This is a genomic window from Gracilibacillus sp. D59 (genome assembly GCF_052246695.1).
Lineage (GTDB): Bacteria > Bacillota > Bacilli > Bacillales > Amphibacillaceae > Gracilibacillus.
In genome coordinates this window covers 322,550-347,969 of sequence record NZ_JBQQCK010000001.1, presented here as the reverse complement: position 1 = coordinate 347,969, position 25,420 = coordinate 322,550, and the positions used below count along the sequence as shown (strand labels likewise).

At 35.1% G+C, this 25,420-nt stretch carries 19 protein-coding genes; all 19 read left to right on the top strand.

Features of this window, described 5'->3' with window-relative positions; genetic code table 11:
- Positions 1 to 116: 116 nt before the first annotated feature.
- The 19 genes from ACTWP4_RS01685 to ACTWP4_RS01595 all read left to right on the top strand — a co-directional run bounded on the left by ACTWP4_RS01685 (position 117) and on the right by ACTWP4_RS01595 (position 25,264).
- Complete coding sequence (locus ACTWP4_RS01685) at positions 117 to 983, top strand: helix-turn-helix domain-containing protein (protein WP_443127022.1); 867 nt, start codon at positions 117 to 119, stop codon at positions 981 to 983.
- Positions 984 to 1,043: 60 nt separating this feature from the next.
- Positions 1,044 to 3,332 carry an Ig-like domain-containing protein gene (locus ACTWP4_RS01680; protein WP_443127021.1) on the top strand — a complete coding sequence of 763 codons (2,289 nt, stop codon included), beginning with the start codon at positions 1,044 to 1,046 and terminating at the stop codon, positions 3,330 to 3,332.
- A 146-nt stretch (positions 3,333 to 3,478) separates the two neighbouring features.
- On the top strand, positions 3,479 to 3,937 hold the full coding sequence (locus ACTWP4_RS01675; protein ID WP_443127020.1) for a helix-hairpin-helix domain-containing protein: 459 nt from the start codon (positions 3,479 to 3,481) through the stop codon (positions 3,935 to 3,937).
- Between the two features lie 239 nt (positions 3,938 to 4,176).
- Positions 4,177 to 4,860: a YesL family protein gene (locus tag ACTWP4_RS01670; RefSeq protein ID WP_443127019.1), complete on the top strand. Its 684-nt coding sequence runs from the start codon at positions 4,177 to 4,179 to the stop codon at positions 4,858 to 4,860.
- A gap of 250 nt (positions 4,861 to 5,110) precedes the next feature.
- Complete coding sequence (locus tag ACTWP4_RS01665) at positions 5,111 to 6,079, top strand: ABC transporter permease (RefSeq protein WP_443127018.1); 969 nt, start codon at positions 5,111 to 5,113, stop codon at positions 6,077 to 6,079.
- 18 nt (positions 6,080 to 6,097) lie between these two features.
- On the top strand, positions 6,098 to 6,970 hold the full coding sequence (locus tag ACTWP4_RS01660; protein ID WP_443127017.1) for a carbohydrate ABC transporter permease: 873 nt from the start codon (positions 6,098 to 6,100) through the stop codon (positions 6,968 to 6,970).
- Between the two features lie 49 nt (positions 6,971 to 7,019).
- Entirely contained in the window at positions 7,020 to 8,573 is a 1,554-nt protein-coding gene (locus tag ACTWP4_RS01655; protein ID WP_443127016.1) for an extracellular solute-binding protein, read from the top strand.
- Positions 8,574 to 8,685: 112 nt separating this feature from the next.
- Complete coding sequence (locus ACTWP4_RS01650) at positions 8,686 to 11,031, top strand: helix-turn-helix transcriptional regulator (protein WP_443127015.1); 2,346 nt, start codon at positions 8,686 to 8,688, stop codon at positions 11,029 to 11,031.
- Positions 11,032 to 11,221: 190 nt separating this feature from the next.
- The gene (locus ACTWP4_RS01645) at positions 11,222 to 14,332 is read left to right on the top strand and encodes a glycosyl hydrolase (RefSeq protein ID WP_443127014.1); all 3,111 of its coding nucleotides are present in this window, start codon (positions 11,222 to 11,224) and stop codon (positions 14,330 to 14,332) included.
- Between the two features lie 12 nt (positions 14,333 to 14,344).
- Entirely contained in the window at positions 14,345 to 15,703 is a 1,359-nt protein-coding gene (locus ACTWP4_RS01640) for a sulfatase-like hydrolase/transferase (protein WP_443127013.1), read from the top strand.
- Between the two features lie 329 nt (positions 15,704 to 16,032).
- Complete coding sequence (locus ACTWP4_RS01635) at positions 16,033 to 16,446, top strand: NUDIX hydrolase (RefSeq protein WP_443127012.1); 414 nt, start codon at positions 16,033 to 16,035, stop codon at positions 16,444 to 16,446.
- A 178-nt stretch (positions 16,447 to 16,624) separates the two neighbouring features.
- Entirely contained in the window at positions 16,625 to 18,004 is a 1,380-nt protein-coding gene (locus tag ACTWP4_RS01630; RefSeq protein WP_443127011.1) for an MATE family efflux transporter, read from the top strand.
- 37 nt (positions 18,005 to 18,041) lie between these two features.
- Positions 18,042 to 18,167: a hypothetical protein gene (locus tag ACTWP4_RS01625; protein WP_443127010.1), complete on the top strand. Its 126-nt coding sequence runs from the start codon at positions 18,042 to 18,044 to the stop codon at positions 18,165 to 18,167.
- A 27-nt stretch (positions 18,168 to 18,194) separates the two neighbouring features.
- Complete coding sequence (locus ACTWP4_RS01620; RefSeq protein ID WP_443127009.1) at positions 18,195 to 18,392, top strand: Hsp20/alpha crystallin family protein; 198 nt, start codon at positions 18,195 to 18,197, stop codon at positions 18,390 to 18,392.
- Between the two features lie 253 nt (positions 18,393 to 18,645).
- On the top strand, positions 18,646 to 19,980 hold the full coding sequence (locus tag ACTWP4_RS01615; RefSeq protein ID WP_443127008.1) for an ABC transporter substrate-binding protein: 1,335 nt from the start codon (positions 18,646 to 18,648) through the stop codon (positions 19,978 to 19,980).
- Positions 19,981 to 20,050: 70 nt separating this feature from the next.
- The gene (locus ACTWP4_RS01610) at positions 20,051 to 21,010 is read left to right on the top strand and encodes a carbohydrate ABC transporter permease (RefSeq protein WP_443127007.1); all 960 of its coding nucleotides are present in this window, start codon (positions 20,051 to 20,053) and stop codon (positions 21,008 to 21,010) included.
- Entirely contained in the window at positions 20,988 to 21,848 is an 861-nt protein-coding gene (locus ACTWP4_RS01605; protein ID WP_443127006.1) for a carbohydrate ABC transporter permease, read from the top strand. The genes ACTWP4_RS01610 and ACTWP4_RS01605 overlap by 23 nt, the downstream gene beginning before the upstream one ends.
- A gap of 35 nt (positions 21,849 to 21,883) precedes the next feature.
- Positions 21,884 to 23,650: a sensor histidine kinase gene (locus ACTWP4_RS01600; RefSeq protein ID WP_443127005.1), complete on the top strand. Its 1,767-nt coding sequence runs from the start codon at positions 21,884 to 21,886 to the stop codon at positions 23,648 to 23,650.
- 18 nt (positions 23,651 to 23,668) lie between these two features.
- Positions 23,669 to 25,264: a response regulator transcription factor gene (locus ACTWP4_RS01595; protein WP_443127004.1), complete on the top strand. Its 1,596-nt coding sequence runs from the start codon at positions 23,669 to 23,671 to the stop codon at positions 25,262 to 25,264.
- Positions 25,265 to 25,420: the final 156 nt, after the last annotated feature.

The following is a 25,420-nucleotide window of genomic DNA, read 5'->3' as shown; positions in this document are numbered from 1 at the left end:
TTCTTATCTTTTTAAATCCGCATGATACCCAAGACATAGGTATTATTGCACTTTCCATATGATAGGGAATTCGGTATGCTAAAATTACTTTCTGGAAAATTAAAGGAGGGGTAGTTTTGGCAGAGAAGGTAAATGTATCTTTACGAAACAGGTCTTTTTATATCGATTATTCCCGTGGTTATGAGAATAGTCGCGATATGCAGCACTATCATCTTCATCAGGATTATGAGATTTTTTATTTGCTTGAAGGAGAGAAAGTTTTCTTGATTGATGATGAGAAATTCATCGCTACAAAAGATACTATCATGCTGATTGATAAAAATATCCTACATAAAACGATCGTCAATGATCATAAATATCAGCGAATCGTCCTAAATTTCCGAGATTGTTTCCTCTTGGAAGATGATCAATTCCTGCTTTCTACTTTATTTAAAAGAGGCCCTCTGATGCTCTCAGTTAAGAACCCAACCACATTTCGAAGCATTTTAGAAAAAATGTTAGAAGAATATTATCTAGATACTCCTGGAAGTGATCGTTACCTACAATTACTCCTGTCACAATTTTTACTCGAATGTGAACGGCTAATACGTACTCAGACGTCGATGATGGAACAATCAAAGGCTGCTTGTAATCAACATGAATTAATAGATGGTATGATTACGTATATAAATGAACGTTTCCATCAAGATATCACATTGTCGATCCTTGCTGATACGTTTTTTCTCCATGAGCAATCGATAAGTAAATTATTCAAGCAAACTATTGGATGTAGCTTCACAGAATACTTGAACGCTGTACGTATTACAGAAGCAAAAAGGTTACTGATAGAAACAGATATGAAGATCAACCAAATTACCAAGAAGGTTGGTTATATGAATCATGTCCATTTTTGGAGAATCTTTAAGAAATTCACCGGCATGTCACCAAACAATTTTAGGGAAGTAGAGACAAATAAATGTAAGCGTTTCACTAATAAAGCGTAAAAAAATGTAATCTAGCGATTGGTAAAATAAAACTAATAAATGATGGAGGTGAATAGTCGAATGAAAAAGTTGAAAAAGATGCGGCAAATGTGGTTGATTGGTGTTATCGCGATTTTACTTGTACCTTTGATGGAAGTGGATGTTGTAAACGCGGAAGAAGCAGAGGACGAGAAAGTACTTGCTTTCCCCGGAGCGGAAGGTGGAGGAAAATATACATCAGGTGGAAGAGGTTATGATGTGTATGAAGTAACAACAACAGAAGACTATGGCGAAGATGAGGAACCGATTGAAGGATCATTACGAGATGCGGTAAGTGAGGATAACCGCACAATTGTATTTCGTGTGTCAGGTACCATTGATTTGGAACAGCCTCTAAGAATTAACAGGAAAAACCTTACGATTGCAGGCCAGACTGCTCCAGGTGATGGGATCACTGTAGCTGGATATGGTACTGATATAAGTGATTCAGAAAATCTTATTATTAGATACATGAGATTTCGTCCTGGTAGTGACAATATTCACACAGAGTTTGATGCATTTGGTGGACGAGATATAAAGGATGCGATCATCGACCATGTTTCAACAAGTTGGGGGATCGATGAGACTTTTTCTATGTATCGAAATGAGAATACTACTGTACAGTGGAGTATAATCAGTGAAAGTCTATTAATCTCTGGACACTCCAAAGGAAGACATGGCTATGGCGGGATCTGGGGTGGACATAATGCGACGTTCAGCAATAATCTAATCGCAACCCATATTAGTCGTGCGCCTGCGCTAGGAAATGGTGGCAATACCATTCATCCGGTAGCCAATGATGAACTAGTGAATAACGTCATTTATAACTGGGGATTCAACTCGATGTATGGCGGGGAAAATCAGCGCAATAACATAATTAATAACTATTATAAGCCCGGACCTGCAACATATAGCAATGTCAGCCAGCGAATTATTAGTCCTGGCCGTGATGGCGAACCAGGCTGGTTTTATATTGCTGGTAATGTGATGCATAATAATGAAGAGGTAACGGCTGATAATTATTTGGGTGTAGAAGACATTAAACAGGATGTAACGTTTGGTGATCAACCTTATCCTGTCGCCTATCAGAATGAGTTAAATATTAAGCCAGCTGAAGAAGCATATGATCTCGTGTTAAAAAGGGCAGGTGCAACCTTACCGAAGCGTGACCCAGTAGATGCTCGTATTGTTAACGATGTCAAGAATGGTACAGGTCGTATCATTAATAATGAATGGGAGGTAGGCGGCTTCCCAGAAATGAAATCAGAGAAGGCACCACAAGATTCCGATCATGATGGAATGCCGGATAGATGGGAAATGGAAAATGGACTCGATCCTGAAAATGCAGAGGATGGCAAAGAGATCTCGGATTCAGGATATTCCAATTTGGAGCTTTATCTGAATTCATTAGTGGATATGGAGCATGAGCCAGCAAATCCTGAGGTGGAGTTAGCATCTCCAGTTGTACACAGTGTACATGAGACGGGGAAGGATATTACATTTAATGTGAATGTGGCAAACAAAGAAGATATTGACAAAGTGGAATACTATCAAAATGATGAAAAAATTGGCGAAGGTTCAGGACGCTCTTTCTCCTTCACTTGGGAGGATGCACCAGAAGGAACATGGTATGTCTCAGCGAAAGCAATTGATGAAGGTGGTAATGCCACTCAGACAACTTCAGCACCGATTTACGTAAATACGAAAAATCAATCCGGTGACTGGAAATCGAAAGACATCGGAGGAGTTGCAGTAAAAGGTAATGCATCCCTTGCGGATAATGCCTTAACAGTAAAAGGTACAGGCCGTATTATGGGAGATGAAGATGAATTCCAATTTGCTTATCAAACATTGAACGGTGATGGCTCTTTAACTGCAAAAGTTTCAGATATAACCAAATTAAATAACAATGCGATATCTGGATTAATGATAAGAGACCAGCTAGCACCTGATGCCAAAACAGCGATGATTAGTACTTCTGTCGTTAAAGCTGACCGTCAGGATACATTATATGCGATACATTTTTCATCGAGAGAGGAGAAAGGAGCAGACATTATCGCACCGGGCGAACATGATAGACCGGAAGAGAATGGAGTTCCGTCTTTATTAAATACGGATATCCCGTATTGGTTAAAAATTGAACGAGAAGGCAATCAAATTACAGGATATGCATCTGAAGACGGAGAAAGCTGGGTAGAAGTCGGTCAGAAACAAATCGACATGTCCGACAAAATTTATATCGGATTTGCAGTTGATGGCTCGCAAAACCCTAATCAATTAATCCATTACACTACAGCGACTTTTACTAATATCCAATTAGAAAATGATTGATAAGGAATAGGGAAAGGTCCTGTGAAATAAACCATACTACTCATATTTTTGAGGTGGTGTGGTTTTTTCTTTTACTCTGATATATGTAAAATCATGTTAAAATAGATTTAATGTACTAACAACGACCGGGCAAAGAAGGTTTACTAGTGAGTTCCTATACTAAATTACCCTTAACAGACGCTGAAAAAGTAAAACTTAGAAGAGCCAAAGTGAAAATGGGAGAACTACATACTTTTAATAAAGACCAGATAGCCCAGATACTAGATATTTCAGTTGATAAAGCTAATCATCTTAAGGGGTTAGCTGATTTTCAAACTGTTCCTTCCGTTGGAGATAAACTAGCAAAAAACCTGGTTTATCAATTAAATATTTTTTCGTTATCAGAAATCAAGGAAAAGAATGCAGCTGAACTTTTTGATAAATTAGAACAAACCCTAGGTGTTTGGGTTGATTCTTGTGTTGAAGATCAAATTCGTTGTGTAGTTAACTATGCAAATAACCGAACAAGTAATAAACAGTGGTTTGATTTTACTGAAGAAAGAAAAGCTTATCGTGAAAAAGTTGGGTTTCCTGAAGATAGACCTACAAAGGCCTGGTATGAGTGAAATAAATTCGTGCACAAAGTCCGCCTTAGTTTAAAACAAACGAGGAGGTGAAAAAAATCATTACTTAAATCGACTTTCCTTTTTACCTTGAATGTGCTAATGTTTACTCATTATGATATCGCTTTCAATTATTGTTTTTTACGTAACTTTCCTATGGTAGGAAAATGGAATATCCCAAGTACTTTACTTACAGTTTATCTTTTAATAATACATACTAATGTGCAAAGTAGGTGTCACATATGGAATTACGGGGAATTTGGGGAGTTTTTTATAAAATATCGATTTGGTTAACTCGCGTTGCAAGTGTAAATCTTCTGTGGTTTCTCTTTAATTTACCTGTAGCAATATTTTTATTTAATATACTTTTAGCAAATTATATAGGAGAGTTAATCGTTTCTTTAACGTTAATCGTAATATTAATTCCACTGGTTACTTTTCCAGCTACAACTGCTTTATTCGCTGTAGTGCGAAAATGGGTTTTAGGAAAAGACATAAAACTAGTAAAAGATTTTTGGAATTATTATAAGCAAAATTATTTGAACAGCCTAAAAGGTGGCATATTTATTACATTAGTCTGGAGCTCGATGCTATTTTATTTTTATATCCTAAAATTTAATTCTCTAGAGATATTTACATATTTATTTTATCTTTTGCTTGCTATATTATTTGTCTTCACTATTCACTTTTTTTCTATCACGGTCCATTTTCATTCGAAGACAATTATCGTTTTAAAAAATGCATTGTCATTTACAATCATTAATCCTATTCTGACAATTGAAATTCTGGTGGTTAGTGGCTTACTGATTTATCTGAGTAGTACGTATTTCTCTTTCCTGATCCCATTTTTTATCGGTTCTACTATTGCATTTGTTTCTTTCCTAGGTTTCCACCGGTTCACATCTAGGTTAAAAATTGTAGATTAACATGTCTTTCCAATTGAGGAGAGGCATTATTTTTTTGTGATAATGACCTTGATATAAAAGGCTTTATTAAAAAAAGACAAAGTTATAAAAAAAGTGTTAACCCCATTTTTTAAAAAATAAAAAGAGTATTATTGCAGGAAAGGTTTCCACTGTTTACATTTAAAACACATCTTTTTTCACAGATTCTACATATGAAAAGGATATTTGTAAGCGCATGCATAACTGAGAATTTTAAGGAGGGATTAAAAAAATGGAAAGGGCAAAAGAATTAAATCAACAGGAATTAATGAATAAATCCAAACCTAAAAGTAAATTAAAGAAATTTTTGTTACAGCTATCAAGGGATAAATACCTTTACCTCCTAGCGTTACCGGGTTTAATTTATTTTCTCCTATTTAAATATGTCCCGATGTGGGGGATTACTATTGCGTTTAAAGATTTTTCTCCTTTTTTAGGGTTTGCGGAAAGTCCCTGGGTAGGGTGGCAGCACTTTCAAAGATTATTTACAAACCAAGATTTTTTTATGTTATTAAGAAATACACTGGCGATTAGTTTTTTGAATTTGCTTTTCTTTTTCCCTTTACCGATCGTTCTTTCACTATTATTAAATGAGGTAAGAAACCAGTTTTATAAACGGACAGTACAGTCGATTGTGTATTTACCACACTTTTTATCATGGGTTATTATTGCTAGCTTAACCTTTATGCTATTGTCTAAATCTGAAGGGATCATCAATCAGCTCATTGTGCTTTTTGGATTTGAAAAATTTGATTTTCTCACTAATTCGGATATTTTCTGGTTTTTACTTACAGGACAATCCATTTGGAAGGAAGCTGGTTGGGGTACGATTATCTTTCTGGCAGCCATTGCTGGAGTAAATACCGAACTTTATGAAGCTGCGAGAATTGATGGTGCAAATAGATTTCGCCAAATTTGGCATGTGACATTACCTGCGATTAGAAATGTTATTATTATTTTACTTATCCTGCGATTGGGAGATGTTATGGAAGTAGGATTTGAGCAAGTTTTCCTAATGTATAATGGAGCAGTTTCCGAGGTCGCAGAAGTATTTGATACTTATGTTTATCGTGTCGGGATCCAGCAAGGCCAATTTAGTTACAGTACGGCTGTAGGGCTGTTTAAGTCATTTGTCGGATTGATTTTAGTAGTGATTGCCAATAAGATGTCTAAAAGGTTTGGTGAAGAAGGAATTTATTAGGAAAGGAGTGTAAGGAAAATGATTAAAAAGAGTTTAGGAGATAAAGTATTTGATGTTTCTAACTTAATTTTTCTAGCAATTACAGCGATTGTGACAATCTTTCCAATTTATTATGTAGTCGTAGTTTCCTTTACAGATCCGATTGAGTATATACAAAAGAGTATGGTTATCTTCCCAGAAAACTGGTCACTAGCTTCCTATGAGTATTTGCTCTCATCCGGAGCATTTGTGCAATCATTAGGGGTGAGTACCTTTTTAACTGTTGTAGGTACAACATGCAGTTTAGTGATTACTTCATCATTTGCTTATGCTCTATCAAGGAAGAAATTTAAAGGTAGACGATTTATTTTATTATTAGTTTTGTTTACGATTTTATTTAACCCCGGGATAATCCCTAACTATTTGCTTGTTAAAGAGTTAGGCTTAATTAATAGCTTATGGTCTGTCATTTTAGTCTCATTATCCAATGGATGGTTTGTCATTTTAATGAAGGGATTTTATGACAGTATTCCCGATACGTTAGTGGAAGCTGCTACCATTGACGGATGTAATGATTTAACAGCATGGATTAAAATTATTTTGCCATTATCTCTACCATCAATTGCAGCATTTGGGTTATTTTTTGCCGTGCAATATTGGAATCAATATTTTAATGCCTTGTTATATTTAAATGAATCAAGTAAGTGGCCGATTCAAGTATTGCTGCAAAACATGTTAATAGATGCATCCAGCAGTAGTTTAGGCGATGTGGATCCACTTCTGCAGCCACCACCAAGTGAAACGCTTAAGATGGCTGCGGTTGTTATTGCGATTATACCGATCCTTATGATATATCCATTTCTACAAAAACACTTTGCTAAAGGGGTGATGATTGGATCGATTAAAGAATAAAAAGGCATCGGTATGAATACAAGAAAAGTTCAAAAATAGGAGGGTTAATATGTTGAAAAAAGGTTTGCTTATGTTAGCAATATTGTTCTTATCTATTTTAGTAGCTTGTAGTGGTAATAATGAAGAAAGTAGCAATAATAATGATGATAGTAATGAAGATACTGGTACTGAAGAGAATGGTGGAGAAGAAGCTGCCAATAATTCTGATCCTACCAAAGTAAGGATTATGAGTCACTTCTTTAGTCCAACGCCACCTGAACAAGATGGGGAAGTTGAACAGAGAATCGAAGAAGGAACCAATACAGACTTAAGTATTGAATGGGTTTCAGCAAATAACTATGAAGAAAAATTTAATGTAATGTTAGCTTCAGGTGATTTGCCCGATCTTATGCTAGTGCCAGATCCATTTAGTCCGGTATTTCGTCAAGCTGCACAACAAGGTGCTTTTTGGGATGTGTCTCCATATATTGATGATTACCCAAATATAAAAGAAGGTATAGCTGATATTGCCTGGAAATTGACGAGTATGGACGGAGCAAATTATGGGATCCCACGCCCAAGACCGTCTGAAGGAGATACATTCTTCTCTCTCAGAAAAGATTGGTTAGATAATTTGGGAATGGAAATTCCAGAAACATCGGATGAGTTATATGAAGTAATGAGAGCGTTTACTCATGATGATCCTGATCAAGATGGTCAAGACGATACAATAGGTTATGCAGGCTATGTAAATCCAACTGATATGGGTAATATGGGAGTTTTTGAAGGTATCTTTACAGGTGCTACCGGTCAATGGAAAGATGTAGATGGAGAGCTGATCCACACATCCTTATTACCCGAAACCCGTGATGCAATTGAGTTTTTAAGTAATGCATATCAAGACGGATTAATTCCAGAAGATTTTGCGTCCCTTCAGAACAGTCAGACACAAGAAATGTTTAAAAGCGGGGAAGCAGGAATACTAAGTGAAAAAGCAGGTGCTTTCCAGCAAGTATATGACACATTAAAAAGTATCAACCCTGATTTTGAGTTTACTAGCCTTTATCCACTGGAAAAAGTGAATGGATATAATCCAGCAGGACCTGGTTTTGCTAGTGTCAATGTTATTCCTAAAAGTGTACCGGAAGAAAAAATGAAAAGTATCTTGCAAATGATTAATGACTGGATGGAAGAGGATGTATTCCAACTACATCGACATGGTATTGAAGGTGTTCATCACACAGTAGAAGACGGAGAAGTAGTGATAAACACAGAAAAAGCACAAGAAGATGCCATCGGTGACTTTAATCAAATCGTATATGTATCTGATCCTTATGCAAGTACTGTAAAACCAACGTTCCCAGAAGAGGCTAAAAAGTTATACAAAGAAATTCAAGATGCCCGAGAAAAAACTAGTGTTCCAGATGTAAGTTTAGGGTTGTATTCGGAAACTGCCCAAACGTATTTACCTGAGTTAGAGAAAAACTTACAAGACTTGAAAACAAAAATTATACTTGGATCGGAATCAATTGAAGCTTGGGATAGTCTTGTCGAAGAGCTTAAGCAAGATCCTGATATGCAAGCAATGACTGAGGAAATGAATGAGGCTTATCAGGCACGATAAAAAATAAGAGTAAAAAAATCTCTCTGCTAATACACTAGTAGGGAGATTTTTTAATCCAAGGATATATGCTAAAATAATGAAAGCGCTATTATTTGGAGGGAGGAAAAAATTATTGAAGCAAAAATTTCGAAACTATCGGACTTATATCGCTAATCTGCTCTTAAATAAAAATTATCGGAAAAATTTAATTGGTTTTTTATTAGTTACAAGTCTTCCAGGTATTATCTTTACGTTTGTTCTTTTCATCGTAAGCAAAACACAAATGGAAAACGAGCTACATGAGGTTCATGAGAATTATTTGAATAAAACGATTGAAACAATTGATGAACATTTAACGAATATTGAGTTGTTACTCGGACATTGGGCATCAGATTCAAATTTCATGAATACTTATAACAGTATTGATGTTGTAACCGAATATGAAAGTGTACATCGCATTTATAATACGTTATTAATTATGGAAGGTTCTAATCCTTTAATTGGCAGAGTAGAGTTATTTATTAATGAACCAAAACCGTTAGTCTTTTCGAAAAATGGCTATTTTCATTTAACAACCGATGAACAAAAAGAAAATTATCAACGTTTATTACATGACTATGATCGAAATTTATATTGGACATCGGATTTAGCTCCCATTGAATCAGGTTATGCGAATAGGTATGCACCGATAAAATTAGTACATAAAATCACCACATTTGATTCTCCTGGTTCGGCATCGATCATTGTTTTTCTGAATAAAGATGCTTTACTTGAATTAATCAATTCACCTTATAAAGAAGGTTCGGTTTTTATTCAGAGAAATGAAACAGATTGGATTTTTACTGAAGATGGTCGCAGTAAATTAACTGACTTAGAAAACGAAGTATTAACAGAAATAGAACAACATACCTTCCTGAAAGAGCCCTTTGTTTTAGAATGGGATGGGCTTCGGTATACCGTCACATATGATACTATTGCACGGTTACAGGAAGATTGGAAATACATTTCTGTGGCACCTTTATCGACGATTACTGAACCGGTTGTATTTATTTCCAAGTTATTTCTCATTATCAGTTTTAGTATGCTGGCAATTGCTATTATTTTAACTATTTTTGTTTCGAATAAACTGTATGCACCTGTTAAAAAGCTTTTGGAGAAAATGAATCGAAATCGAGATCGAAAAACTATTAGTGAGTTTGAAATTATTGAAGAAGCATGGGAGAATTTATCAACTGAAAGTGCACAACTGGAGAAAAGGATAAAAAGCCAGCTTCCTTATTTGCGGCAAGGCTTCTTATTACAGTTAATACAAGGTTTTTTTTACTCATATCCTGAACATATCTTGATTGAGAGAATGGAGCATTTTGGCTGGACAGTTAAAAACCACCGTTATATCTTAATGTATATTCAACTATTTGGCTTTTCCAAAATTAAAGATAAGTTCGGAGAAGATGAAGGGCTGATTACATTTGTAGCGTGTAATATTACTGAAGAATTGATGCAAGATGCTAATATTCAGGCAAATGTCATTAATTTTCATGACCTGTCTCTAGGTGTATTTATTACTTATGACGATAACATGTCATATACTGATTTAAAAAATGAGCTAGTAGAGATAAGCGAAGATATTATAAAATATATCAATCAATTATACAAGCTGGACGTATCTATTGGTATCAGTAGAAGAATTGACAGTATTAAATTGATCCATCATCATTTTGAAGAAACAAAAAATGCCCTAAGCTTTCGGAATGTCCATGAAAATAATCAAATCATTGAAATTGATCATATTGATTATCTCACAAAGAAAAGCGCAACACTTGAATACCCTCTTGATATCGAAAAGCAAATGTCACAAGCTATTAGATTGAGGGATAAAGAAGAGACGAGTCGTTTATTGAAGGTGTTTTTTCAATCTATTACATCTAATTACACTAACGAAGCACTTTTTAAACAGAATGCCTTTCAATTATTAGGCAGTGTTCTGCAGGTAGCAATGCAATCCGGGTTGATGAATGATTTTGTCTATAAAGGTGCTAATTTGTATCAGCAATTGAATGCTATCAAAGATATGGAAGAAATCAATCGATGGTTTGAAGTGAAAGTGATTGACCCGATGATTGATGAGTTGTCACAGAAGAAAAATCAAAGGCTGCAAATAATAGTGGAAAGGGTTATGGAACTGTTGGAAGAACATTATATGAGCGATATCTCGTTAGATGAGTGTGCGGAACAAGTGAAATTAAATCCATCTATTTTAAGTAAAGTATTTAAAGACATCACGGGCTGGAATTTTATTGATTATTTGACTAATATTCGCTTGAACAAAGCGAAGGAAATGCTGATTGAAACAGATTTAAAAATTAATGAGATAGCCCAAAATATTGGTTATCGCCACAGTTATTTTAACCGTCTTTTTAAAAAAAGTGAAGGTGTGACTCCGAGTGAGTATCGTTCACTAAATCGGAAAGTCATTTAATCAAAAAAAGATAAATTTTTAAAAAATGTATCATTGCAAGGAATGGGAATATCAGATAGAGTTTTATTGAAAGCGTTTTATCATGGTGCTAATCCCTCATTTCAAGGTTCGAGTAAATCAAAGATAGGTTTAGGGATAACGGACGCTAACACCCTGATAAATCTCACTTTATATTTAGGGAGGTAAAATAATGGATTTTCAAGATTTCAAACATCCAAGTCCAGAATACGGGATTCATCCATTTTGGTTTTGGAATGGAGAATTGACTGAGGCGGAGATTTCCCATCAGCTAAAAGAAATGGCAGATAAACATGTGACAGGAGTGTATATTTGTCCAAGACAAGGAATGGACGTACCTTACTTGTCCGATCAATGGTTCGACAAGGTAGAATATGCAATTCAGACTGCTGCAAGTTATGGTATGGATGTTTGGTTGTATGATGAATACCCTTATCCAAGTGGGATGGCTGGTGGAGAAGTAACATTAGAGCATAAGGATGCCAAACAAACAAACCTGGTCCATCATGCGGAAACAATAAGTCGAGAACAGAAGGTAAGGATTCAGTTACCTTGGGGCAAGATTCTTTTTGCCAAAGCTGTTCCGCTCCATCCAAATTCGGAGGAACTTTTATGGGAGGAAGCGATTGATCTAAAGCTCAATATAGGCAACTCACAGGTTGAACATATCTATCAAAAGACAGGGTTAACAGCATATAACCAAAGACGTTTCTTTACTTATGGACCTAAAAAAGTACTAGAGTGGGATGCACCTCATGGAAGCTGGGAGATTCATTGTTTTATTGAAGAGGAAATAGAAGATTTTAAATACTATGGTACTTTTGTAGATCCATTGCATAAAGAAGCCATTCAAACATTTATACAATTAACACATGATCGTTACTTAGAGAAAGTAGGTACACATTTTGGACAAACGGTAAAGGGAATGTTTACTGATGAAACCCATTTATTGGGGCGATTTCCATGGTCACCAAAGCTAGTCCCATATATCAAGGATACTTATGGATATGATATTAGAGATTATTTATACTTACTAATCACTGATGCGAAGGGTTATGCAAAGGTACGCTATCATTATTTTCAGTCGATTCATGTTTTGCTAAGAGATACTTATCATAAGCAAATTCATGATTGGTGCGAGAAAGCAGGAATTGACTATGTCGCAGAAGTGCCATCTACCAGAATGTCAGGTCAAGTTTACAGTCATGTCCCTGGTGGTGATAGTGCACATGAGAAACTAGGACGTTCCCTTGATTGGATTTTAAAAAGGTACTTCTTCAGCATGAGAGCCAACCCTAAAATGATAAGTGCCTTAAGTAATCAACTCAATCGGGATAGAGCATTGATCGAATGCTTTCACAGTGTAGGCTGGTCGATGACATTGCAGGATGCAAAATGGATGATTGATCGTCTTTCGGTATTAGGCATTAATTTCTTTAATTTCCATGCCTTTTTTTATACGCTAAATAGTTTAGTCAAACATGATGCCCCACCTTCGCAATTCATGCAAAATCCTTATTGGAAATACTATCGAAAGCTTGGCGATTATGTTTCACGGATCAGTTATTTAATGAGTCAAGGAGAAGTTGTTCGTCCTATCGCTGTGTTAGATCCTACAACAAGCTTCTGGACCAAAATGGCGAATCCATTTGCCTCTTTTTCTTATGCAGGAGAAGATGATAAGGAAAAAGCCATGCTGGAAAGCTTGAAAAATGACTGGGCAAGTATTTGTTTGGAACTGACAAAGGCTCATAAGGATTATGACCACTTGGATCCAGAAATTTTATTACAGGCGGAAATAGTAGATGGCAATATTAAAATCGGAAAAGCAACCTATAAGGTATTAATTTTGCCTCCGATGACAAATTTAGAAAAACAAGCATGGGAAAAAATCAAGCTATTCCTTGATCAAGGTGGAACAGTCATTGCTAATGGATTATTACCATATGAAGAGATTGGAGAGGGTACGGATCATTATCAAGAAATGAAGTGTTTATTTGATGATGATGTGAATGCTTATTTTCTACCTATTTCTGCAAACCTATCGTTATTAGAAAAAATTCTAGATGATGAAGTGTTTATCGATGTGAAGGATCAATCGCAAAGCTTTTTGGTTCAGCATCGGAAATGGGATGATTCTGAACTGATTTTTATTACTAATCAGGAAGACGGTAGACACGAGGTATCACTTGGGCTTTATCAAGCAACAGAGGATTATTACTACTACTTAATAGATTTAGAGACAGGGGAAAGAAAACCAATATCATCGGTATCAAGAGAGGGGATTTATCAAATAGATTTGTCTTTTGAGCCATTTCAATCTTATATGGTGCAAATCGAGGAAAATTCCCGTCAAATAGTAACAAGCAAAAAAGAAGTAAAAAACATGACAATAGCAAGTAATCAAGAATGGCAATTGGAGACAAAGGATAAAAACATCGTAAGATTTAATTCCTTTTTGTTGGACATTGCAGGCTCTGATGTAAAACAAAGTCAAGTAGCTGCCAAAACCTTTATTGATCAATGCGAAGATTTAGCTCAACATAATACGTTACCTGTTTCCTTTACACAGTTATTTGGGACACCAATGAAAGCTCGTTTAAATTATCCGATCGACGTTAACTATCAGACAATGTTTATTGTTGATAAAATGCCGCCTGACTGTACACTTGTGATGGATCGCAACGCTATTTCAGAAGGATTGTCGATCTATATTAATAATCGAAATATAGATTCTGAGTCCTTTGAAGATATGTTTGTTTATGATCACAATAATATCGTTGCAGATATAAGGGGTTATTTGGAAAAAGGAGAAAATGTTATAACAATCAAAGGAGAAGTGGAGAAAGATTGGGATGGAGTTGTTGATCCTATTTATTTCAGAGGAGATTTCGGGATTCAGTTTAATCAAGAGAAAACACCTATTCTAGTAGAAAAACCAACTACAGCTTATTCATTGGTCGGACCTTTTGAACGATTACCTTTTTATGCAGGTACCATTGAATTCACTAGAAACATAGAGCTTCATCCTGAAGACACTACTTATCGAATAAATATCGAAGAAATCGACGAAATACATGATGTTGTCGAAGTAATGGTTAATGATGTTTCATTAGGTGTAAAAGCTTGGACTCCTTATACTTGGGACGTGAGTGGGGATCTGTTAAATAAAGGTTCAAATAAAATTACGGTACGGATTACGAATACGTTAGTAGGCCTACTGGAAGGGAAGTATTTTGACTATAAGAAACATGAACTGATAGATGTGACAGAAATGGAATAAGGAGGGAATCACTTGAAAAAACAATCTACTAAACCGAACGTCATTGTATTTTTTACTGATCAGCAGCGTTGGGATACCACTGGTGTTCATGGTAATCCCTTAGATTTAACCCCTAATTTTGACAGAATTGCACAAGAAGGCACACACTTATATCATTCTTTTACTTGCCAACCTGTATGTGCGCCTGCACGTGCTTGCTTTCAAACGGGCAAATATGCAACAGAGACAGGATGCTTTAAAAATGGTATTCCATTACCGGCGGAGGAAAAGACTTTAGCGGATTACTTCAAAGCGGATGGCTACTATACCGGATATATCGGAAAATGGCATTTAGCTGCGGAAGAACCAGTAAGTGAAGAAAGGCAAGGTGGCTATGATTACTGGCTTGCGGCCAATGGATTAGAGCATACGTCCGAACCTTATCAAACAAGAGTTTATAATAACAAACAAGAACCTGTTGATTTACCAGGTTATCGTGTTGATGCGCTGACAGATGCAGCGATTCGTTTTATCGAAAAGGAAGAGAAAAAATCACAGCCTTTTTTCTTATTTTTATCCTTCTTAGAGCCACACCATCAAAATCGCACAGATAATTACCCAGCACCAACAGGATATAGTGAAAGATATACGTCTAAATGGACACCACCTGACCTTCAGGCATTAAGTGGAACGGCTTTTCAGCAATTAGGTGGCTATTATGGCATGGTAAAACGACTTGATGAAGCATTAGGGAGATTAATGGATATACTTAAAAGTTTGCAAATAGAGGATAATACCATTGTATTGTTTACTTCAGATCATGGCTGTCATTTTAAAACACGTAACCAAGAATATAAACGCTCTTGCCATGAGAGTTCTGTTCGAATACCTACAGCTGTAACCGGCCCTGGTTTTGTTCAGGGTGGACGAAAGAAAGAACTAGTAAGCTTAATTGATTTTGCACCTACATTATTAGATGCAGCTGGAATCACTATACCTGATGAATTGTCGGGACAATCCTTTTTGCCTTTGGTAAATAATAAAGACACAGATTGGAAGAATGAAGTGTTTATTCAAATCAGTGAATCACAAGTAGGTAGAGTGCTTCGTACAAAGAGATGGAAGTACAGTGTTTCCAATCTGTCCATCGATCCTATTGAACATGATAAAGCATCCGTTTACCAGGAAGAATTTTTATACGATTTGGAAGCTGATCCATATGAGCTAACTAATTTAATAGAATTAGAATCTCACAAAAAAGTAAAAGAACGTTTGCGTGAGAGATTATTAGACTACATTCTTGAGATAGAGGGAGAAACTCCAGATATTCAAAGCAAAACTGAAATACCAAGTGGTCAGCGAAAAGTGTTACCTGATGAAATAGGTTTTTAGTAGATAATTTAATTAAACAGTAGTAAAGCAATGCAAAAAGTGTCATTAGAACCCTAATGACACTTTTAGTATGAAAAGAATTATGAATAGACCGTTTCTAATAACAATTATGATAAGGATTGGTAGCAAAAATTGTAAAAAAGATCCAGTGATAAATAGGGATTTAATATTAGAAATATTTTAGTGAATCGTCGATATGTAGCTGTAATTAGATTGGTTTAAAAACGAAAGGGTGTATGTAAGATGGAGTTAAGTTTAAAAAAGCTTTAATCAAAGAAAGCTTTGGGGCGATTGAGGAACAAATTATAAGTATAAAGGAGTTTCGTATAATGCAAAAATGGTTTGGCTCTTCAGGTATATGTATTAATAAGAACAATGAATTGCTTATGGTGTTACAAGGAAAACCAGACGAAAATAAAAAATGGTCAGTACCGTCAGGGGGACAAGAAATTAACGAAACTTTCGAAGAATGCTGTATTAGGGAAATGGAGGAAGAAACAGGTTATATTGTGGAATTAATTGATGAAATAAAAGTGAAAAAAGCTAGTTATAAAGAACTCAATATATCTGTTGAAGTTCATTATTTCTTAGTCAAGATTGTTGGTGGGGAGAGAAAAATTCAAGACCCTGACCATTTAATCTATGATATTGCATGGAAAAACATAGATGAATTAAAAGAATTAGATTTAAGTTTTCCAGGAGATAGAATTTTATTAATTGATTGCATGAACAACCAAAAATAGTGACTTAAGTTTTAGAGAGCGTATATTTTTTGGTGAATAAAAGTGAAAACTTTTTGAAGCATTATTCTAGAGTGAATGTTGTTAATCATGTAAAATCAACTATGATAGCGCTTTAGTATAGTGTTAGAGTTATAGAGAATAAGTCACAATGTCGGCTAGTTGAAGTGGTGAGTGTAAAATGTCAAATCAGGACAGCAAGAAATCAAGCTTGAAAAAGATCGGCTTACTAGCGATAACATGGCCAATTTTTATTGAGGTTTTTCTGAATACCTTTATGAGAATAGCTGATATTTTCATGCTAAGTTTTGTTTCAGATGAAGCAGTTGCGGCAATTGGTGTGGTCAATCAAATTATGATGTTTACATTTGTATTGTTCAATTTTACAGCAATGGGATCTGGTGTTGTTGTTGCACAGTTTGTCGGTGCCAATAAACTACAAGATGTTAGTAAAACAATTGCGAATGCGATTTTTGTTAATTTACTCTTCGGTTTCTTTATCAGTAGTATGGTCGTGGTTTTTCGCTATCAATTTTTAGATCTGTTTCATTTGTCCCCGGAATTGATCGAATATGCCAATATTTACATACTTATAGTTGGGGGAACATTGTTTACGCAGGCAATGGTTATGACTCTTTTTTCTGCACTTCAAGCTCAAGGATATACGAAAGAAGTGATGTATGTTGCCTTAGGGATGAACATACTTAATATATTTGGTAACTACTTATTTATTTTTGGTCCGTTCGGTATTCCATCATTAGGTGTAATGGGGGTGGCGATTTCTACTGCATTATGCCGTGCAATGGCAATGGTCGTTATCTTTGTCCTTTTATACAAAAAAACAGCAGTCAAAATCAAACTACAGGATTACTTCAAGTTAAAAAAAGAATATGTAAAAAAGATATTAAGTATAGGTGTTCCTGGTGCCGGGGAGCATTTATCACATAATTTAAGTCAATTAACGATTACCGTTTTTATTACGATGCTAGGGGCTGATGCGTTAGCAACTAGAGTGTATACACAAAATTTAACGAATTTTATGACAGTATTTTCATTATCTATTGCCAAGGGAATGCAAATTTATATTGGTCAACTCGTTGGGGCAGGGAAGCTGGAGAAAGCATACAAGGAGATGTATCGCGGCTTAAGAATTGCGATAATTGTTGCCCTAGTAGTTGGAGTTACGATCGCTCTTTCTGGGAAATTCCTGCTTGGATTCTTTACGAGTGACGGTGATATTATTGCGCTAGGCTCTATTATTTTATTTTTAGGAGTTATATTGGAACCAGGCAGAACATTTAATCTTGTAATCATTAGCTCTTTACGGGCATCAGGTGATGCTACATATCCAGTAATGGTAGGTATTCTTTCGATGTGGGGAGTTAGTGTAACACTAGCTTACCTGTTAGGACTGCCATTAGGCTATGGATTAATAGGGGTGACTATTGGAGTGATTGTTGATGAGTGGTTCCGTGGCGGTTTAATGTTCATCCGTTGGCGTAGTAAGAAATGGCAGGAAAAAGTGCTCGTGGAAGAAGTAAAGCCAGCTGTTGGTCAATAGTATAAAATTAGAAGGTTATTTAAAGGAGGTAAACATCGTGAATTTTGTTCCAAATGACCAAACTAATCAGAAATCCAAACAGCAAGGAGCAGTCAGTCGTTACGCTACACAATTCGCACTTGGATTCGGCCAAATAAACATTGATATTAAAGAAACCGACTAAGAAATATTTGCTATGATATGCTAGGAATTGGAGAATAAGGAAGACATACATATTGATATTCAAAACAATACGTTGAACATTAGCGGTTCTATCCATAAAATAACTGATACGAAAGAAGACAATATGTATCAATCACCAAACTATGAAAGTAGTTTTCAGCAGTTGTTTTTGCCCCCCAGTACCGTATCGGAGGAAAACGTTGAAACATCTTATAATAATGGTTAAGAATAATACACCTTTTTAGGCTGCTTTTCCTCGAAAAATTCGAGAGGGGATTGGTAGCCTGTTTTTTTATATTCTTACTTCACCATAATATTTTCACATACTTTCTAACTAGCGTTCTATATTGCCTCAAGAATGTCCTACTTATTTATAGTTTTTTATAACATTTTTAACATTTTTTATATATAAAAAGAGAACATTATTCTATATAATCAGAAATGTAAGCGATAACAATAAGGGTGAAGGGGTGAATGTTTTGAGGTTAAAGAGAATGATACTGAGAAGTCTTATCTTATTATTCGCACTAATACTTGTGGGGTGTAATGACGAATCCACTAATGGTGGGCAAGAAGATCAAAAGAACTCTGATGAAGAGACACAAACAGAAGATTCTACAAATGAACAAGTTGAGTTAAGAGTAGCTTGGTGGGGAGCGCAAGATCGTCATGATCGAACACTTCAAGTGATTGAACTATTTGAGAAAAACCATCCTAATATAACCATTTTGCCAGAATACACTGGATGGGATGGTTATTGGGAAAAATTAAATACGCAAGCAGCAGGAAGCAATTTGCCGGATATTATTCAAATGGGCGATACTAAAATGAATGAGTATCTATCTCATGGTACATTAATGGATTTAGCACCATTTATCGATGAAGGTATTATTGATATGTCGAATGTTGATGATGTCTATCAGGATATAAATGTTGAAGGAGAGAAAGTTTGGGCTATTTCGTTAGGTGCAGGTGCAAATGGAGCGATTTATAACCAAACTCTATGGGATGAAGCAGGAATAAACTTAGAGCCTGGTTATACGTATCAGGATTTATATGAAGAGATGGTAAAAGCAAAAGAAGTGTTAGGAGAAGGTTTTTATGGCTATAGCTTCTCCAATGCAGACTATGAGCAATTTTATATTTATGCAAGACAAAATGGAGAACAATTTTACAATGATAAAGGAACAAGTCTTGGATTTAAGCCGGAAACACTTATAAATTATTTTAAATATGTTTCTAAATTAATAGAGGATGAGGTAACACCTCCACATTCATTAGTATTAGAACACTTGGATTTATCAGATTCATTAGTTGCTAGAGGAGAAGTGGCACTTCAAGTTGCTGCGAGTAATCAAATTGTGGGGGTTCAGTCGGGAACTGAAGACGAAATTGGGCTAATAGTACTCCCTTCATTAGAAAATGGTGAACATGGTAACTGGATTCGACCGAGTCAATCACTTGCTATCAATTCAAATACAGAAAATGCAGAAGAAGCAGCAATGTTTATTGACTTTATGACCAATAATTTAGAAGCAAATGAAATATTAGCAGCTGAACGAGGAGTACCAATTTCGTCTGAGGTCCGAGATCATATATACGATAAGTTAGATGCCTCCACACAAAAACAATTTGCATTCTTAGAATCGCTAGCTGAATACTCCAAACCAGCTGATCCATTACCACCACCTGGTGAAACGGAAGTGAGAGCTGCTTTCATGAGAATTGCCGAAATGATTAACTACGGTCAAGTTACGTCTGAAGAAGCAACGGAACAATTTATGAATGAAGCTAACAAAATTCTTTCTGATTAAAAAAAGAGCTTTTAGCTCTTTTTTTAATCAATAGGAAAGATAACAGCAATAAGAATGAGGTGGAGATAATATGAATGCAGAGAGTCATAGTATTGCACAATTAACACAAGAAAAGAAGGTTCAACTAGAACAGGCTAAAAAAAGAAAGCGATTGAAAAAACATATTGAAGGATACTTGATGATTTCCCCATGGTTGATAGGGTTTATCTGCTTTGTGCTTGGTCCAATGATTGCATCTCTATATTTTTCTTTTACTAACTACGATATGCTATCTAGTCCTGCTTGGGTTGGTGTAAATAATTATATTGAAATATTCACAGATGATCCAAGGTTTGTAAAATCATTGCAAGTAACATTGATATTTGTATTTGTTTCAACACCATTAAAGCTGATTTTCGCTTTGTTTCTTGCGATGCTATTTAATATGGGCAGAAAGGGAACAAAATTATTTACCACTATTTATTATGTACCATCTATTATTGGGGGAAGTGTAGCCATTGCGGTTGTTTGGAAGCAACTTTTTGGAAATGAAGGGGCATTCAACTCCGTTATTGAGTTGTTTGGTATCCAAAGTGTAAATTGGATTGGACATCCTGATTTTGCCTTGTCCGTTTTGATTTTGTTAATTATTTGGCAGTTTGGATCTCCTATGATTATCTTTTTAGCGGGTTTAAAACAAATACCAACAGAACTATATGAGGCAGCTGCAGTTGATGGGGCAAACAAATTTACACAGTTTTTTAAAATAACGATCCCACTTTTGACCCCGGTGATTTTTTTTAATTTAGTAATGCAGACAATTGGTGGTTTTATGACATTTACTCAGTCCTACTTGATTACGAAAGGTGGCCCAATGGACGAAACGCTTTTTTATGCGGTTTATTTGTATGAAACAGCCTTTCAATTCTTAAGAATGGGATATGCTTCAGCTATGGCATGGCTTCTATTAGTGGTGATTGCTATAATTACTCTTATTTTATTTAAGACTTCTAATCAATGGGTCTTCTATGAAACAAAGGAGGGAAAATAAGGTGAAGAAACATCTACCTAATATATTGTACTATCTGTTTGTTATTGGGCTAGGGTTTATCATGATCTATCCGATTCTTTGGATGATAGCTAGCTCACTTAAGCCTAATCAAGAGATTTTTAGCAACGTTACTTCCCTTATTCCAAGCGAATTTGTCTGGTCTAACTATATAGAAGGATGGGAAGGGTTTGGAGGGACATCCTTTGCATTATTCTTTAAAAATTCTATAATCATTACAACACTAGTAGTGAGTGGCTCCCTATTTTCATCAAGTATTGTAGCTTACGGGTTTGCTAGATGTACTTTTAAGTTTAAAAAAATTCTGTTTGCTTGTTTAATAGCGACTGTTATGTTACCTGTTCAAATTACACTTATTCCACAGTATATCTTGTTTCATAAATTGGGGTGGGTAAATACGTTTTTACCACTCGTTGTACCGGCGTTTTTAGGAGGTGTTCCCTTTTTTATTTTTCTAATGATTCAGTTTATAAGGGGGATTCCCAAAGAATTGGATGAAGCTGCTGTTATAGATGGTTGTTCTACATTTGGAGTTTTTTTGCGAATTATATTACCATTATTGAAAGCACCTTTAGTTACTGTTGCAATTTTTTCTTTTATGTGGACATGGGATGATTTTTTAGCACCATTAGTTTATTTAAATGAAACAAGTGTGCAAACAGTAGCATTAGGATTAAGAAAATTCATGGATTCACAAACAGGAACAACTTGGGGGCCGTTGTTGGCGATGTCTAGTTTATCATTGTTACCACAATTTATTCTGTTCCTCTTCTTTCAAAAGTATTTAGTGAAAGGTATAGCGACTACCGGATTGAAATGATGTAAGTAATAATAGAGGGAGTTGGGAGTGCCAATTTGTCAATTTTTAAACGCTATCGAATAAAGAATATTTTCTTTGTGAGTTTTTTCCTCCTTATGTTGATTGTTTTTATCATGGTGATTATTATTAGTTACCACTTTTCGGTCAGAGAAATCGTACAAAAAACTACCGACCATCAAGAAAAAAATCTAAAATTAATCAGCGAAGATATTGATGGAAATTTATCCTCTCTACAAGATTATACGATTGTAATGTCACGACAACAAGCGTTTCGAGATGCTTTAAAAAGCTTTGCTAATAATTATGAGAGATCAACCACTTTTTCAACACTAACAAAAGACTTTTCTAATATCATTTATAGTGTACCAGTACCGCATTCAGTCGAAATATTTATAGAAGATCCACCTCGTGACAATTTATACTATCCTGTTCGATATCAAGAATTAGATTATGTAATTAGTGAACCATGGTTTTCTGATTTGGAGAAAGTGAATTCAATTTGGTTAGATGAACGAAAGGTTAATACAATAGCGGGAGAACAAGAAGTTGTTAGTTTAGGAAGAAAAATTGTCTCGCCAAGAGGAAGTTTGCAAGCAGTACTTATTGTGAATATTGATCCTGTCATTGTCGAAGGATGGTTACGAAATTATAAAGAAGATGCCAATGTTGTGTTAATGCTTAATCACAACGATGTTATTACGAAAATTGGCGACCAAGCTTTTCAAGAAAATTTTCCTATAGAGTTGTTAGGTAAATATTCAAGACAATTAACTCAACAAGATGTCTCAAACCTAAAAATCATTCGTCAGGGGCAAGAATATGTGGTCGTATCTTATCAGATTCCATCTGTTGATTGGGTGTTAATGGAAGTTACACCATTGACAGAGTTAACATCAGGCTTAAAAGATATGATTAATTATTTAATTTTGATCGGAATAACTGCTATTATCATTGCATTTATCGGAACTTTTTATCTGACACGGAAATTCACCGAACCAATCATATTCCTCGCAAGAATGATGGGTACGAAGGAATTGAGTAAGTCCAAGAAGCATATTCCGGGGGATTATACAAATGAATTTGGTGAATTATTCAAAGGATATAAAAAGTTAATTAATAGAGCAGAAATATTATATATGTCATTAATAAAGCAAATGAAGCGTCAAAAAGAAGCAGAGGTGAAAGCATTACAAGCGAATATTAATCCTCACTTTTTATATAATACGTTGGATCAATTAAATTGGATGGCGATCGAACGTGACAATCACGATATGAGTCAGATGCTTGAGTTGCTCGGAAAAATGTTGCGAGTAGGTTTGTCGAAGGGAGAGAGTATTTTTACGGTAGAGCAGGAATTACAATATTTATATTATTATTTGCAGATACAAAAACTTCAATATGGTGATGCTTTACAATATTCAATTGATGCACCTGCTACTGTATCAAAATATTATATTCCAAAGCTCACGTTTCAACCCTTTGTAGAAAACGCCATCATTCATGGTTTGCATAACCAACATTCAGGCGTGATTTCTGTTGAGTTAAATGAAACAGATAAATATGTTATCTGTAAAATAAGTGATAATGGCGTAGGTCTTACATCCGAAGCTTTTACTTCATCGAAAATGAACACAGGTGGGTATGGTATACGTAATGTCAGAGAAAGATTAGATGTCTATTTTGGAACAGAGGCAAGTGTGACAATTGGCGAGAGAGCAGAAGGTGGAGTAGTAGTAACCATCAAGTTACCTAAAATTATGGATAAAGAATTATTAGACCAATTTTTACTAGAGTCCTTTTAATTACAGGGGGTTAGCAAAATGTGGAGCGTAATGATAATTGATGATGAAAGCAGAGTGCTTTCTGGGATGAGGAAGATCATACCATGGGAAGAACTTCAATGTGAATGTATAGCTGAAGCTAATAATGGGAAGGAAGGTTATCAATTAATATTACATTACAACCCAGATATTGTAATTACGGATATTTATATGCCTGAATGGAACGGGATAGAAATGATCAAGAGGTTAAGGGAAGAAGGATATGATGGAAAAGTAATTATATTAAGTGGTTATAGTGACTTTGAATATGCAAGACAAGCAATGCGTTTAAAAATAGATGATTATTTAGATAAGCCAGCATCTGTAACGACCATACGAAATGTAATGCAAAAATTGATTGATACTTTAGAGAGGGAAGCTAATGAAATGTTGCGATATTCTCAGCTAAAGGAAAAAATAAAGCTATATGAACCTGTAGTAAAGAAGGAATGGTTAAAGTCAATCATTATGGGGGCAGAGTTGGTGGAAAGATCACCGGTGGTTATTGCAGAAGAATGGAAGTGTAAGTTACATGTAGTCATAGTCCTTTCTTTTGATAAAACTTTAGAGGAAATAACGGTATATAAAAATGATTGGTATTTATTCAGGTTTGCCATTGGGAATATCGTAAAAGAAGTCACAAGGCAATACTTTGATGATTTCCATTATCTTGAATTATATAGCCACCAGTCTGCTTTAACGTTGCATATAAAAAAAGAAGCAGATGTCGAATTACAGAAGAAAGTGGATCTACTAAAAAAACAATTGGAAAATCGAATAAGAGTATATATGCAAATCAATGTCGTGATCTCTATAGGTAGGATTAAAAATGATTGGAGAAATTTGGGGGAATCTATGAGTGAAGCTCTTGCCAAAACACCACTGGAGAAAAATTCAACATTGATTGATGGAGAAACTACTTTTTTTAAACAACAAAGAATACTAAAGTCAATGGAATTTCATCAAAAGATCTCGGAAGCTATTAGATTTGCTAATAATACCATGGCGAATCAGGTAATGGATGAATTGTTTTATCAAGTAAAAGAGCATGATTTTAAGCAAACGACTGCCATTCAGATTGGTATTGAGATGTGGACAATTATGACATATTCTTTGTATGACATTGGTATTCGAATTGATGAAATGTTCGATACTCATTTTGATATGTATCAAGAATTATCCATGATCCATTCCTGGGAAGATTTTTTACTTTTTATGAAAGAAAAAATTCAAATCGTTTGTCGCAATCAACAGTGGGATGAAAACTTAAAACATCGACAATTAGTAGAAAAAATGATGGAATTTATCCATCAGCATTTACATGAAAACATTACTTTACAAGATATCGCTGACGAACTATATATTTCTCGAAATTATCTAGGTCAAATCTTTAAAAAAATTGTCGGGGAACCTTACAAGAATTATATTACAAGAGTCCGTATGGAAAAAGCAAAGAAGCTGATACAAGAGGGAAATAATTTAATATATGAAGTATCGGAAAGTGTTGGCTATGATAATCCAGCTTATTTTTCTACTATCTTCAAAAAATTCATTGGTTACACACCATCAGAATTAATTAATAAACAGATAAACTAATTTCGGTTCTTTTTGAACTTTCTCTGATTTTGAGGGACATTTTGTTTATGTAGGTCTATTTTCCAAAAACAAATTATTGTATAAATTCCGGTAAAGATAAAATAAGGTGTTAACTTACGGATATTAGTCATATAATTTGTAGAAACCGATTACATA

Coding starts and splice junctions, on each gene's coding strand:
- ACTWP4_RS01680 (WP_443127021.1), top strand. CDS start 1,044: ATGAAAAAGTTGAAAAAGATGCGGCAAATGTGGTTGATTGGTGTTATC.
- ACTWP4_RS01670 (WP_443127019.1), top strand. CDS start 4,177: ATGGAATTACGGGGAATTTGGGGAGTTTTTTATAAAATATCGATTTGG.
- ACTWP4_RS01665 (WP_443127018.1), top strand. CDS start 5,111: ATGGAAAGGGCAAAAGAATTAAATCAACAGGAATTAATGAATAAATCC.
- ACTWP4_RS01660 (WP_443127017.1), top strand. CDS start 6,098: ATGATTAAAAAGAGTTTAGGAGATAAAGTATTTGATGTTTCTAACTTA.
- ACTWP4_RS01655 (WP_443127016.1), top strand. CDS start 7,020: ATGTTGAAAAAAGGTTTGCTTATGTTAGCAATATTGTTCTTATCTATT.
- ACTWP4_RS01645 (WP_443127014.1), top strand. CDS start 11,222: ATGGATTTTCAAGATTTCAAACATCCAAGTCCAGAATACGGGATTCAT.
- ACTWP4_RS01635 (WP_443127012.1), top strand. CDS start 16,033: ATGCAAAAATGGTTTGGCTCTTCAGGTATATGTATTAATAAGAACAAT.
- ACTWP4_RS01630 (WP_443127011.1), top strand. CDS start 16,625: ATGTCAAATCAGGACAGCAAGAAATCAAGCTTGAAAAAGATCGGCTTA.
- ACTWP4_RS01610 (WP_443127007.1), top strand. CDS start 20,051: ATGAATGCAGAGAGTCATAGTATTGCACAATTAACACAAGAAAAGAAG.
- ACTWP4_RS01605 (WP_443127006.1), top strand. CDS start 20,988: ATGAAACAAAGGAGGGAAAATAAGGTGAAGAAACATCTACCTAATATA.
- ACTWP4_RS01595 (WP_443127004.1), top strand. CDS start 23,669: ATGTGGAGCGTAATGATAATTGATGATGAAAGCAGAGTGCTTTCTGGG.